This is a genomic window from Bacillus sp. FDAARGOS_1420 (genome assembly GCF_019344915.1).
Lineage (GTDB): Bacteria > Bacillota > Bacilli > Bacillales > Bacillaceae_G > Bacillus_A > Bacillus_A mycoides.
Genome location: NZ_JAHWJB010000002.1, coordinates 2748025 through 2760706 on the forward strand (window position 1 = coordinate 2748025; position 12682 = coordinate 2760706).

Annotated in this window: 11 protein-coding genes; 4 read left to right on the forward strand and 7 right to left on the reverse strand. The window is 41.1% G+C overall.

Going from position 1 to position 12682, the window contains the following annotated elements; translation table 11 throughout:
* Window positions 1-7 precede the first annotated feature (7 nt).
* The 4 genes from glnA to hflX form a co-directional block, all read right to left on the reverse strand.
* Window positions 8-1342 (reverse strand): type I glutamate--ammonia ligase, encoded by a 1335-nt coding sequence (gene glnA / locus I6L50_RS24270; protein WP_219303356.1) that lies wholly within the window; start codon window positions 1340-1342, stop codon window positions 8-10.
* 48 nt (window positions 1343-1390) lie between these two features.
* Window positions 1391-1780 carry a transcriptional repressor GlnR gene (gene glnR, locus I6L50_RS24275; RefSeq protein ID WP_002014475.1) on the reverse strand — a complete coding sequence of 130 codons (390 nt, stop codon included), beginning with the start codon at window positions 1778-1780 and terminating at the stop codon, window positions 1391-1393.
* A 174-nt stretch (window positions 1781-1954) separates the two neighbouring features.
* Window positions 1955-3226: a methionine gamma-lyase family protein gene (locus I6L50_RS24280; RefSeq protein ID WP_219303357.1), complete on the reverse strand. Its 1272-nt coding sequence runs from the start codon at window positions 3224-3226 to the stop codon at window positions 1955-1957.
* On the reverse strand, window positions 3219-4490 hold the full coding sequence (gene hflX / locus I6L50_RS24285; protein WP_113936896.1) for a GTPase HflX: 1272 nt from the start codon (window positions 4488-4490) through the stop codon (window positions 3219-3221). The genes I6L50_RS24280 and hflX overlap by 8 nt, the downstream gene beginning before the upstream one ends.
* A 92-nt stretch (window positions 4491-4582) precedes the next feature.
* Here hflX and I6L50_RS24290 point away from each other — a divergent pair, with 92 nt between their 5' ends.
* Both I6L50_RS24290 and I6L50_RS24295 read left to right on the forward strand, forming a co-directional pair.
* On the forward strand, window positions 4583-5206 hold the full coding sequence (locus I6L50_RS24290) for a trimeric intracellular cation channel family protein (protein WP_002014478.1): 624 nt from the start codon (window positions 4583-4585) through the stop codon (window positions 5204-5206).
* Window positions 5207-5305: 99 nt separating this feature from the next.
* Window positions 5306-5443 (forward strand): hypothetical protein, encoded by a 138-nt coding sequence (locus I6L50_RS24295; protein ID WP_002087943.1) that lies wholly within the window; start codon window positions 5306-5308, stop codon window positions 5441-5443.
* A gap of 31 nt (window positions 5444-5474) precedes the next feature.
* On the opposite strand, the gene spoVK is transcribed toward I6L50_RS24295, so the two are convergent.
* Window positions 5475-6431, reverse strand: coding sequence for a stage V sporulation protein K (gene spoVK / locus I6L50_RS24300; RefSeq protein WP_002014481.1), 957 nt, complete (start codon window positions 6429-6431; stop codon window positions 5475-5477).
* A gap of 113 nt (window positions 6432-6544) precedes the next feature.
* Between spoVK and I6L50_RS24305 the strand changes: the two genes are divergently transcribed.
* On the forward strand, window positions 6545-7507 hold the full coding sequence (locus I6L50_RS24305; protein WP_219303358.1) for a tyrosine-type recombinase/integrase: 963 nt from the start codon (window positions 6545-6547) through the stop codon (window positions 7505-7507).
* Window positions 7508-7624: 117 nt separating this feature from the next.
* The gene (locus tag I6L50_RS24310) at window positions 7625-11401 is read left to right on the forward strand and encodes a Gly-Xaa-Xaa repeat protein (RefSeq protein ID WP_219303359.1); all 3777 of its coding nucleotides are present in this window, start codon (window positions 7625-7627) and stop codon (window positions 11399-11401) included.
* Window positions 11402-11481: 80 nt separating this feature from the next.
* On the opposite strand, the gene hfq is transcribed toward I6L50_RS24310, so the two are convergent.
* Both hfq and miaA read right to left on the reverse strand, forming a co-directional pair.
* The gene (gene hfq / locus I6L50_RS24315; protein ID WP_000813896.1) at window positions 11482-11706 is read right to left on the reverse strand and encodes an RNA chaperone Hfq; all 225 of its coding nucleotides are present in this window, start codon (window positions 11704-11706) and stop codon (window positions 11482-11484) included.
* Between the two features lie 21 nt (window positions 11707-11727).
* The gene (gene miaA / locus I6L50_RS24320; RefSeq protein WP_002014696.1) at window positions 11728-12681 is read right to left on the reverse strand and encodes a tRNA (adenosine(37)-N6)-dimethylallyltransferase MiaA; all 954 of its coding nucleotides are present in this window, start codon (window positions 12679-12681) and stop codon (window positions 11728-11730) included.
* Window position 12682: the final 1 nt, after the last annotated feature.

A 12682-nucleotide genomic window follows, 5' to 3' on the forward strand; every position in this document is an offset into this window, starting at 1 on the left:
TTCTCTCTTAGTATAGAGACATATATTGATCGCGTTCCCATTGGTGAACTTGCGTTCTAAAAATATCCCACTCAATTTCTTTTGCTTCAATGAAGTGCTCAAGTAAATGATCACCTAATGCACCACATACGATTTCATTAGCTTGTAAAGTAACTAACGCTTGCGCTAATGTTGCTGGTAAGTCAACGATACCTGCTTCTTCACGCTCTTCTTTTGTCATTACGTAGATGTTACGGTCTACTGCAGCTGGTGGAGTTAATTTATTTTTAATTCCATCAAGACCTGCTGCTAATAATGTAGCCATTACTAAATACGGGTTCGCAGCTGGGTCAACACTACGTACTTCTACGCGTGTACTAATACCACGAGATGCAGGGATACGCACTAATGGACTACGGTTTTGTGCAGACCATGCTACGTAACATGGAGCTTCATATCCAGGTACTAAACGCTTGTAAGAGTTTACAGTTGGGTTTGCTACCGCTGTAAATGCTGGCGCATGTTTTAAAATACCTGCAATGAAGTGACGAGCATCATCACTTAATTGTAAATCACCGTTTTGATCGAAGAATACGTTCTCACCATTTTTAAATAGCGATAAGTTACAGTGCATACCTGAACCGTTCACACCGTATAATGGCTTCGGCATAAATGTTGCGTGTAAACCATGTTTACGAGCAATCGTTCTTACAACAAGCTTGAATGTTTGAATGTCATCACATGAGCGAATTGCATTTGCATATTTAAAGTCAATTTCATGTTGACCTGGCGCAACCTCATGGTGAGATGCTTCAATTTCAAAGCCCATTTCTTCAAGTTCAAGAACGATATCACGACGACAGTTTTCCCCTAGATCCATCGGCGCAAGGTCGAAGTATCCACCGTTATCGTTTAATTCTAATGTTGGATTTCCTTTTTCATCAACTTTAAATAGGAAGAATTCTGGCTCTGGTCCAAGATTGAAATCTGAGAATCCTAATGCTTCCATTTCTTTTAACACACGCTTTAAGTTGTTACGTGGGTCGCCATCAAATGGAGTACCATCAGCATTGTAAATATCACAGATTAAACGAGCTACTTTACCTTTTTCAGCTGTCCAAGGGAAAATTACCCAAGTATCTAAATCCGGATATAAATACATATCAGATTCTTCAATACGTACGAAACCTTCAATAGAAGATCCATCAAACATCATTTTGTTATCAAGAGCTTTTGTTAATTGGCTCACTGGAATTTCTACGTTTTTAATTACCCCTAAAAGGTCCGTAAATTGCAGACGGATATACTTTACATTCTCTTCTTTCGCCAAACGGAAAATATCTTCTTTTGTGTACCTAGCCATTATAAATTCCTCCTTAGTCCCTCTAAACACCTTCAGAATCAGTTATCTTTAGTGAAAAAACCTTGAAATGTCACCTTGTCGCAATGAGGTCCGATTAAATCTACCTGTATGTTGTAGTTCATCTCGAAGAATTTTGCGAAGCTCGGATTTTGAAATTTCTTTCGTTTCTTCTTTTACTTTCACTGCTTCTGTTTGATTTTCTTTCATTTGCAATACTTGTTTAATTCCGGCCATATTTAAGCCTTGATCTAACAAATCTTTAATTTCCAACAATTTATCTACATCGTTAAATGAAAATAATCTACGATTCCCTTTTGTACGGGTTGGAAAAATAAGATTATGCTCTTCATAGTAGCGAATTTGACGTGCAGATAATTGTGTTAAATCCATTACAATACCAATTGGAAACAGCGGAGCAGAACGTCTATCTTCTTTCATTGTTTCAGTTCCTCCTTCGCCTTAACTGTTTCTCATTTTATACCATGTTATGTTTAGTGTCAATAGATGTTAGCTTTTCTTACATGATTTTTTTGTAAATTTTTTCATTTTTTTTCTAATGGCACAAATCATTACTTTCACACGAAAAAAGCTGCCGAAATCGACAGCTTTCCTTTAAGAAATTGTTAATAGTTTTTTTTCAATTAACGCATCAATCGCAGAACAAATCGCAATCTTTACATGCGAATAAGTTAACCCACCTTGCACGTAAGCAACATAAGGCGGACGAATCGGACCATCAGCCGACAGCTCAATACTTGCACCTTGAATAAACGTCCCCGCAGCCATAATTACATCATCTTCATAACCCGGCATATAGTTTGCATATGGAGTGAAATGAGAATTAATTGGAGATGCATATTGAATCGCTTGACAGAACGCAATCATACGATCTTTATCATCAAATTGAACAGACTGAATTAAATCCGTTCTTGGTGCATTCCAAGCTGGTGATGTATTCATCCCTAACTTTTCTAAAAATGCAGCTGTAAAAATCGCACCTTTTAGCGCTTGTCCCGCTACATGCGGCGCTAAGAAGAAACCTTGATACATTTCTTGCAAACTGTATAAAGATGCCCCTGCTTCCGCACCAATCCCTGGAGATGTTAGACGATATGCACACGCTTCAACATACTGCTCTTTACCAACAATGTAACCACCAGTTTTAACAATTCCACCGCCAGGATTCTTAATAAGAGAGCCTGCCATTAAGTCCGCACCAACATGACATGGCTCTTCTTCTTCAATAAATTCGCCATAGCAGTTATCTACAAATACAACAACATCAGGTTTAATCTCTTTCACAAACGCAATCATCTCTTTAATTTGTGAAACAGTAAACGACGGACGAGTAGCATATCCTTTTGAACGCTGAATACCAATCATCTTCGTATTACTACGGATCGCAGCTGCAACATATTCAAAGTCCACAAATCCCTCTTCAGTTAACGGAACTGCGTTATAACCAATATTATATTCTTTAAATGAGCCTACACCTTTTCCGCGTACACCAACGATTTCTTCTAACGTATCATATGGTTTTCCTGTTATGTATAGTAGTTCATCTCCTGGACGTAAAATACCGAATAGAGCTGTCGAAATTGCGTGAGTACCTGAAATAATTTGCGGACGAACAAGACCCGCTTCTGCCCCAAATACATCAGCATACACTTTTTCTAACGTGTCACGACCAATATCATCATACCCATAACCTGTCGTCGGAATAAAATGCGAATCGCTAATTTTATGTTTACGAAAACTTTCTAATACACGAAATTGGTTACTCTCAATCACTTCATCCACATGTTTATGTACTTCTGTAATTTGACTTTCTACTTCTTTTACGATTGGAGCAATTTTTTCTCCATTTTTCAAACGATCAAACATTATTTTCTCCTTCTTCCACTAAAAATCTCTTTAATTGCCCCTTAAGCGATGAATGAGCAAATATATACCCTGTACAATCATATACAAATTTATCTTCTAGAAAATCCATTTTAGTTAATAACGTTTCCGTCTTTAAAAGTGTTAACAACCTACCTTCACTCGGAGGAATTTCCACTTTATAATCATCCATTTCTTCCTTCATCTTCGTTTCTATCGCTTCTTTTATACGCAGTAAATCACTTTCTTCAAAAGCACTAGTCATTAAGAAATCACTTTTCGGAAATGGAATGAAGTTTTGATGCAATTTATCTTTTTTATTATATAACGTAATAATAGGAATATGATTAATTTCAAGGTCCGACAATAATTGTTTTACTGTCTGCTCATGCCCTACATAATTAGGATCTGCTGAATCAACAACATGTAAAATAACATCCGCTTCCCCAGCTTCTTCTAACGTAGATCGAAAAGCAGCAATTAGTGACGTAGGTAAATCTTGTATAAAACCAACCGTATCAGTCAAAAGCACTGTATAACCAGAAGGTAACGGCATCTTTCTTGTCGTCGGATCTAGCGTTGCAAACAATAAGTTTTCTTCAAACGTATCAGCTTCCGTTAATCTATTAAACAACGTAGATTTCCCTGCATTTGTATACCCAATTAACGCAACTTGAAACACTTTATTATCTTTTCTTCTCTCACGATATCTTTTTCGATGCTCCACAACAACCGCAAGTTGTCTCTTTATTTCATCAATACGAGATCGAATATGACGACGATCTGTCTCAAGCTTCGTCTCTCCTGGTCCCCTTGTACCAATTCCACCACCAAGACGTGATAAAGCAAGACCTTGTCCCATAAGGCGCGGCATTGTATATTGCAATTGAGCTAATTCTACTTGAAGCTTACCCTCTCTCGATTTCGCACGTTGCGCAAAAATATCTAGTATTAACTGCGTTCGGTCAATCACTCTCGCATCTAATACTGAAGATAAATTCCGAATTTGACTTGGTGTTAACTCATTATTAAAAACAATAACAGCTGGTTCTAATTCTTCCGTCAACGCTGCAAGCTCTTCTAGTTTACCTTTTCCTATATAAGTCGCCGGATGAAACTTCGGGCGCTTTTGCGTCGTTGATACTAACACTTCCGCTCGCGCAGTTTTCGCTAGCGATGCAAGCTCTTTCATGGAATGCATAAATTTTTCATCATCATCTTGTGGCAATTGACAGCCAACTAATATGATTTTTTCTTTTTCTTCCATCAAATATGTTCACTCATCCTTTTCGAAATTTAAACCTTCTAATATAATAGCAGAGGAAGCACATTTCATCTAGTTAGCGGGGGAGAAAATTCATGGCATGGGAGATTTTTAGCATCATAGGCACAATCGCTTTCGCACTAAGCGGAGCCATTGTTGCAATGGAAGAGGATTATGATATTTTCGGGGTATATATTTTAGGAATGGCAACCGCATTTGGGGGAGGTGCCCTTCGTAATTTATTAATCGGTTATCCAATCGTCGCGTTTTGGCAACAAGACATGTTATTCCAAATCGCACTATTATCAATGACGATCATTTTTCTTTTTCCTAATAAATTAATTAAGCATTGGAAAAAGTGGGAAAACATCACAGATGCCATCGGCTTATCAGCGTTCGCCGTACAAGGAGCTCTATACGCCCAAAAATTAAATTTACCCATTAGCGCTACAATTGTAGCTGCTGTTTTAACTGGCATTGGCGGCGGTATTATTCGTGATCTTTTAGCACGTAGAAAACCTCTCGTCCTTCGAGCTGATGTATATGCGTTTTGGACGATCTTAGCCGGTTTTTTGATTGGCGCTAAAGTCATCGTTAGCGATTGGGCTCTATACACCTTATTCATTTTAATTGTTTGCTTCCGCATGGTTTCTATTCATTACAAATGGCATTTACCGCATAGACGCATCGATACAAAGGAGCGCTCAATGCATAAATAACAATCTAACCTCTTTACATATCGTAAAGAGGTTTTTCTTTTCTAACGAGTTTTTCTTTACATAATGTTTATACTAATTTTTAAAGCGAGGTGAATGCAAATGACAAACCATGTTAATAAAGGAGCTCAAAAAAGCTCAGTAAACCAATTTGGACATGATCCAAATTCAGCGCACGAAAAGAGCGCTAAAATGGAACGTCTTCATAAAACTCACCAAGAAAAAGCAAAAAAAGAGTAAACGAACTTATGCATAAAAACAGACGCACAGTTTACGTACTGTGCGTCTCCTCTTCAAGCATTAAATCCATACTTGATATCCCAATTAAATCATATTTATCATACGTATCCTCTTGTAACAATCGCATAGCTTGTGTACGAATCGATTTTTCAACAATATTCCGTACGTATCGCCCATTACTAAACGATGTAATTTGCGACGAATACTTTACCGCATGTAAATGATCTCGAAATTTCCACTCCGCTTCTTTAGATAACTGATATTCACGCTCCTCATACATTCTCTTTCCAATTTCCAACAGCTGATTTACGGAGTAATCCGCAAATTCAATAATAAATGGAAAACGAGATTGTAACCCTGGATTTAATGAAAGAAAATGATTCATCTCTCTTGAATATCCAGCTAAAATTAATACAAAACCGTGCTGCTTATCTTCCATATGCTTCACAAGTGTATCAATAGCTTCCTTCCCAAAATCCTTCTCTCCCCCCCGCGCTAAAGAATACGCCTCATCAATAAACAAAATACCTCCCATGGCCTTTTTTATTAAATCTCTCGTCTTTTGCGCTGTATGACCGATATACTCCCCCACAAGATCAGCACGTTCTGCTTCAACTAAATGCCCCTTCGATAAAATATTCATCTCAAACAATAATTTCCCTATCATTCTAGCAACGGTTGTCTTCCCAGTACCGGGATTCCCCCTAAATAACATGTGAAGCACTTGCTTCTCAGATTTCAACCCCATCTCTTGTCTTTTTTTATTTACATAAATCCAAGCATAAATTTCTTTTATTATCTTTTTTATTTCATCCATCCCAACAAGCTTTCCCATCTCTTCTTCAATTCTCTGCAACATCTCATGTTTAGTAGTGGTTTCACTTGAAATTACCGTTTTATTTTCTGATGCCGGTAACGAAATTTTCTTTCGATGGTTTAATACAATATTAATTTGATTGTTATTTTTCTTACGCATCGATTGTTCCATACAATCACCTCATTTTATCCACTCACCAAATATTATTATTCCAGTCCCTCTTGCAAATGCCTATTTTCAGAAAAGTTTGCTATAATATAAGAAATAATCAAGGTGGTGGGACTATGGAAACAACGGAATTCCATGATACAATACAAGCCTTTTCTATTTTTTTATTGAATAAAGGCCGAAAGTCTTCAACCATTAAACGTTATGTTTATGACATTGAAGATTTTGGACATTGGTTAGAAAAAAACAAAAAGCTCCCTTCCAGTAATATATGGGCAACACTTTGTACAAAAGACTATGAAGATTACTTTTCAGACTTAAAAAAGAATCGACACTACTCTGAGAAAACAATGCATCGTGTATTTATTGTATTAAATAGAATGCATCATTTTCTTAACATTCCGAATCCATTAAAGGATATGGAAATTACTATTCAGCCAAACCGTGCATTGCGCAATGAAGATTTCATTTCATACGATGAGGAAAAAAGATTAAAGCATATAGTCACTTCATTAGAAGGACTTTCAGAAAAACAACGTCCCGTTCGTCCGTTATTAATGGATCGTAATATCACGATTTTAAGTATATTAATCGACTACGGACTATCCTTACAAGAGCTTACAGCATTAACTATGCATCACGTTCATTTTGAAACTAATACACTTTCTATTCCAGCAACCGCAGGAGTAGAAAGAACAATCACATTAGCAATCGAAGACAAAAAACAACTGTACACATATTATAAAAGTATTCCAGAACCAGTTCGCCCTAAATACCATAGTAATGACCCGTTGTTTGTTGCATTCGATTTTAACCGCGGAACATACAGATGGGTATATGAAAACGACGCACCAAAAGCACTAACAGAAATCGCTATTCAAAAAATGATCCGACTTGAAGTAGCAAGAGCGAATTTACGTAAAGGCATTTCTGGACAACATTTCCGGAACACATTTATTTTACGCCTAATAAAAAAACAAACCCCAGAGCCAGAGATCATAAAATTAGTTGGCTTCAAATCAAAAATTTCACTAAAACGGTATTATCAGTATGCTGAAAATAAAAAAAACGCCCTATAATAAGGCGTTTTTTTTTATTTTTTCTCGAAAGAACCCATTTCACTATGACCATTTAACTACTCTCTGCATCTACTATGATGAGTTTCGTTCACATTCTTATTAGAAAGGAGAGATTTAATGTCTCGCTTTAATGACAATCAAAATAAATACTCCAATCCATGCTTTCCAACTAGCGCTGGACGAATTCCAACTACCCCAACGATTCCAATTACTAAAGCGCAAATTAGAACATTCCGCGCAATCATTAACGATTTAATAAAAATAATCCCTAAACTTTTCGCCAATCCATCTTCCAAAAACATAGAGGATCTAATAGATACATTGCACCTACTAAGTAAATTCATCTGTTCACTAGACACTACTTCCGCTCTGAAAGCACAAGGATTAGCCATCATTAAAAACTTAATAACTATATTAAAAAATCCAACCTTCGTAGCAAGTGCTGTATTTGTTGAACTTCAAATTTTAATTAATTATTTACTTTACATTACAAAGTTATTCCGAATTGATCCTTGTACACTCCAAGAACTCCTTAAATTAATTGCAGAGTTACAAACTACTCTAGTTAATTCAGCTTCGTTCGGCAGAGGACCTACTGGACCTCAAGGTAACACGGGTGCTACTGGACCTCAAGGTATTCAAGGTAACACGGGCGCTACCGGTTCCACTGGACCTCAAGGCGTTCAAGGTAACACGGGTGCTACTGGACCTCAAGGTATTCAAGGTAACACGGGCGCTACCGGTTCCACTGGACCTCAAGGCGCTCAAGGTAATACAGGTGCCACTGGACCTCAAGGTATTCAAGGTAACACGGGTGCTACCGGACCTCAAGGCGTTCAAGGCGTTCAAGGTAACACAGGTGCTACTGGTTCCACTGGACCTCAAGGTGCGCAAGGCAACACGGGTGCTACTGGACCTCAAGGACCTCAAGGTAATACAGGTGCTACTGGACCTCAAGGACCTCAAGGTAATACAGGTGCCACTGGACCTCAAGGTACGCAAGGTAACACAGGTGCTACTGGGCCTCAAGGTACGCAAGGTAACACAGGTGCTACTGGACCTCAAGGTACGCAAGGTAACACGGGCGCTACCGGTTCCACTGGACCTCAAGGCGTTCAAGGTAACACGGGTGCTACCGGTTCCACTGGTCCTCAAGGTGCGCAAGGTAACACGGGTGCTACTGGACCTCAAGGACCTCAAGGTATTCAAGGTAACACGGGTGCTACTGGTTCCACTGGTCCTCAAGGCGTTCAAGGTAACACAGGTGCTACCGGTTCCACTGGTCCTCAAGGCGTTCAAGGTATCACAGGTGCTACCGGTTCCACTGGACCTCAAGGTGCGCAAGGCAACACGGGTGCTACTGGACCTCAAGGACCTCAAGGTAATACAGGTGCCACTGGACCTCAAGGTATTCAAGGTAACACGGGTGCTACTGGTTCCACTGGTCCTCAAGGTATTCAAGGTAACACAGGTGCTACCGGTTCCACTGGACCTCAAGGTGCGCAAGGTAACACGGGTGCTACTGGACCTCAAGGCGTTCAAGGTAACACGGGTGCTACTGGACCTCAAGGTACGCAAGGTAACACAGGTGCTACTGGGCCTCAAGGTACGCAAGGTAACACAGGTGCTACTGGACCTCAAGGTACGCAAGGTAACACGGGTGCTACTGGACCTCAAGGCGTTCAAGGTAACACGGGTGCTACTGGTTCCACTGGACCTCAAGGTACGCAAGGTAACACGGGTGCTACTGGACCTCAAGGTATTCAAGGTAACACGGGCGCTACTGGTTCCACTGGTCCTAGAGGTAACACGGGTGCTACCGGACCTCAAGGCGTTCAAGGTAACACAGGTGCTACTGGTTCCACTGGACCTCAAGGTACGCAAGGTAACACGGGTGCTACTGGACCTCAAGGTATTCAAGGTATTCAAGGTAACACGGGTGCTACCGGACCTCAAGGCGTTCAAGGTAACACAGGTGCTACTGGTTCCACTGGTCCTCAAGGCGTTCAAGGTAACACGGGCGCTACCGGTACCACTGGACCTCAAGGTGCGCAAGGTAATACAGGTGCCACTGGACCTCAAGGTATTCAAGGTAACACGGGTGCTACTGGTTCCACTGGACCTCAAGGTATTCAAGGTAACACGGGTGCTACCGGACCTCAAGGTGCGCAAGGTAACACGGGTGCTACTGGTGCTACTGGTTCCACTGGACCTCAAGGTGCGCAAGGTAACACGGGTGCTACTGGACCTCAAGGCGTTCAAGGTAACACGGGTGCTACTGGTTCCACTGGTCCTAGAGGTAACACGGGTGCTACCGGACCTCAAGGCGTTCAAGGTAACACAGGTGCTACCGGTTCCACTGGACCTCAAGGTGCGCAAGGTAACACGGGTGCTACTGGACCTCAAGGTGCGCAAGGTAACACGGGTGCTACTGGACCTCAAGGCGTTCAAGGTAACACAGGTGCTACCGGTTCCACTGGACCTCAAGGTGCGCAAGGTAACACGGGTGCTACTGGACCTCAAGGTGCGCAAGGTAACACGGGTGCTACTGGACCTCAAGGTACGCAAGGTGCTACCGGTTCCACTGGACCTCAAGGTGCGCAAGGTAACACAGGCGCTACTGGTTCCACTGGACCTCAAGGCGTTCAAGGTAACACAGGTGCTACTGGTTCCACTGGTCCTCAAGGTGCGCAAGGTAACACGGGTGCTACTGGACCTCAAGGTGCGCAAGGTAACACGGGTGCTACTGGACCTCAAGGTGTTCAAGGTAACACGGGTGCTACTGGTATAGGAGTTACCGGACCTACTGGACCTTCTGGTGGGCCTCCTGGGCCTCCTGGACCTCAAGGTAACACGGGTGCTACTGGACCTCAAGGTACGCAAGGTGCTACCGGTTCCACTGGTCCTCAAGGTGCGCAAGGTAACACAGGCGCTACTGGTTCCACTGGACCTCAAGGTGCGCAAGGTAACACGGGTGCTACTGGACCTCAAGGTGCGCAAGGTAACACGGGTGCTACTGGACCTCAAGGTGTTCAAGGTAACACGGGTGCTACTGGTGCTACTGGTTCCACTGGACCTCAAGGTGCGCAAGGTAACACGGGTGCTACCGGACCTCAAGGTGTTCAAGGTAACACGGGTGCTACCGGACCTCAAGGTGCTCAAGGTAACACGGGTGCTACCGGACCTCAAGGTGCTCAAGGTAACACGGGTGCTACTGGACCTCAAGGCGCTCAAGGTAACACGGGTGCTACCGGACCTCAAGGCGCGCAAGGTAACACGGGTGCTACTGGACCTCAAGGCGCGCAAGGTAACACGGGTGCTACCGGACCTCAAGGCGCGCAAGGTAACACGGGTGCTACCGGACCTCAAGGCGCTCAAGGTAACACGGGTGCTACCGGACCTCAAGGCGCTCAAGGTAACACGGGTGCTACCGGACCTCAAGGTGTTCAAGGACCAACGGGTGCTACTGGTATAGGAGTTACCGGACCTACTGGACCTAGCTTCCCAGTAGCAACAATCGTTGTAACAAACAACATCCAACAAACAGTACTCCAATTTAATAACTTTATTTTTAGTACTGCAATTAACGTAAACAATATTATCTTTAACGGCACAAATACAGTTACTGTTATTAACGCTGGTATTTATGTAATTAGCGTATCTATTTCTACAACTGCGCCAGGATGCGCTCCACTTGGAGTAGGAATTTCAATTAATGGAGCAGTTGCTACTGACAACTTCTCTTCAAATCTAATAGGCGACTCACTTTCATTTACTACAATCGAAACATTAGCTGCTGGAGCAAACATTTCTGTCCAATCTACGCTTAGCGAGATTACGATCCCTGCAACAGGAAACACTAACATTCGTCTTACTGTATTTAGAATCGCTTAAATTTCACTATTTATCGTTTATGGAAAATAAAAAAAAGAGCGAGAAACTCGCTCTTTTTTATTATGTACAATAATTCATTACTACTCTAATTCAATTGAAACATTTTTTTGTGGTACAAATGTAGAAATTGCATGTTTATAAATAAGCTGTTGCTTACCTTCTGTTTCCAGCAGGACTGTAAAATTATCAAATCCTTTAATTAATCCACGAAGCTGGAAACCATTTAATAAGTACAGCGTGACGAACGTATTCTCTTTACGGAGTTGATTTAAAAACTGATCTTGAATATTGATTGATTGCTTCATGTCGAATCCTCCTCTTTTTCTCTACTTACTATTATTCGACTTTAGTTGTAGCTTTCCTTCTATGTATCGTAAAATTTCTGACGTTTTTTCACCATCAGTAACATCGAACCACGCGACATCCATCTTATTACGGAACCACGTTAATTGACGTTTTGCATAACGGCGTGAATTCGTCTTTAATTGTGATACCGCTTCTTCTAAAGATACACGATTCTCAAAATAATCATATATCTCTTTATAACCAATCGCTTGAATAGATTGACAATCTCGCACTCCTCTTTCATGTAAACCTTTTACTTCTTCTAATAAACCTTGTTCAATCATTAGGTTAACACGTAAGTTAATGCGATCGTATAGCATTTCTCGATCCATTGTCAAGCCAATTAATGAAACATCGTACAGTAACTCATTTTCTTGTTTTTCGAGCTGGTTACTCATTTTTTCACCCGTCGTGTGAAAAATTTCTAACGCCCGAATAACACGCCTTACATTATTGGCATGAATACGCTCCGCACTTTCTGGATCTACTTCTTGTAACTTTTTATGTACATATTCCACACCGTGTTCTAATGCTAACTTTTCCATCTGTTCTCGGTATGTAGCATCCCCAGCCTCATCTGTAAACTGGTAATCGAATAAAACAGATTGTATATAGAGACCGGTTCCACCAACAATAATTGGTAATTTCCCGCGCTCTGTAATTTCTCGAATGCACTTACGGACACGTTCTTGAAATTCCGCCACAGAAAATGAATCTTCCGGATCTTTTATATCAATCATATAATGCGGAATTCCGTCCATCTCATCTATCGTCACCTTTGCAGTCCCGATATCCATCGTACGATAAATTTGCATGGAATCACCACTAATAATCTCACCATTCAACGCTTTTGCAAGATCGATACTTAACTTCGTCTTTCCGACAGCAGTTGGCCCAATGATGACAGCAACTTTTTCACGTTGCACTTCTCCCATA

What these genes read in the sequence shown, in the direction of transcription:
- glnA (WP_219303356.1), bottom strand. Translation starts at nt 1,342, where the DNA reads ATGGCTAGGTACACAAAAGAAGATATTTTCCGTTTGGCGAAAGAAGAG.
- glnR (WP_002014475.1), bottom strand. Translation starts at nt 1,780, where the DNA reads ATGAAAGAAGATAGACGTTCTGCTCCGCTGTTTCCAATTGGTATTGTA.
- I6L50_RS24280 (WP_219303357.1), bottom strand. Translation starts at nt 3,226, where the DNA reads ATGTTTGATCGTTTGAAAAATGGAGAAAAAATTGCTCCAATCGTAAAA.
- hflX (WP_113936896.1), bottom strand. Translation starts at nt 4,490, where the DNA reads ATGGAAGAAAAAGAAAAAATCATATTAGTTGGCTGTCAATTGCCACAA.
- I6L50_RS24290 (WP_002014478.1), top strand. Translation starts at nt 4,583, where the DNA reads ATGGCATGGGAGATTTTTAGCATCATAGGCACAATCGCTTTCGCACTA.
- I6L50_RS24295 (WP_002087943.1), top strand. Translation starts at nt 5,306, where the DNA reads ATGACAAACCATGTTAATAAAGGAGCTCAAAAAAGCTCAGTAAACCAA.
- spoVK (WP_002014481.1), bottom strand. Translation starts at nt 6,431, where the DNA reads ATGGAACAATCGATGCGTAAGAAAAATAACAATCAAATTAATATTGTA.
- I6L50_RS24305 (WP_219303358.1), top strand. Translation starts at nt 6,545, where the DNA reads ATGGAAACAACGGAATTCCATGATACAATACAAGCCTTTTCTATTTTT.
- I6L50_RS24310 (WP_219303359.1), top strand. Translation starts at nt 7,625, where the DNA reads ATGTCTCGCTTTAATGACAATCAAAATAAATACTCCAATCCATGCTTT.
- hfq (WP_000813896.1), bottom strand. Translation starts at nt 11,706, where the DNA reads ATGAAGCAATCAATCAATATTCAAGATCAGTTTTTAAATCAACTCCGT.
- miaA (WP_002014696.1), bottom strand. Translation starts at nt 12,681, where the DNA reads ATGGGAGAAGTGCAACGTGAAAAAGTTGCTGTCATCATTGGGCCAACT.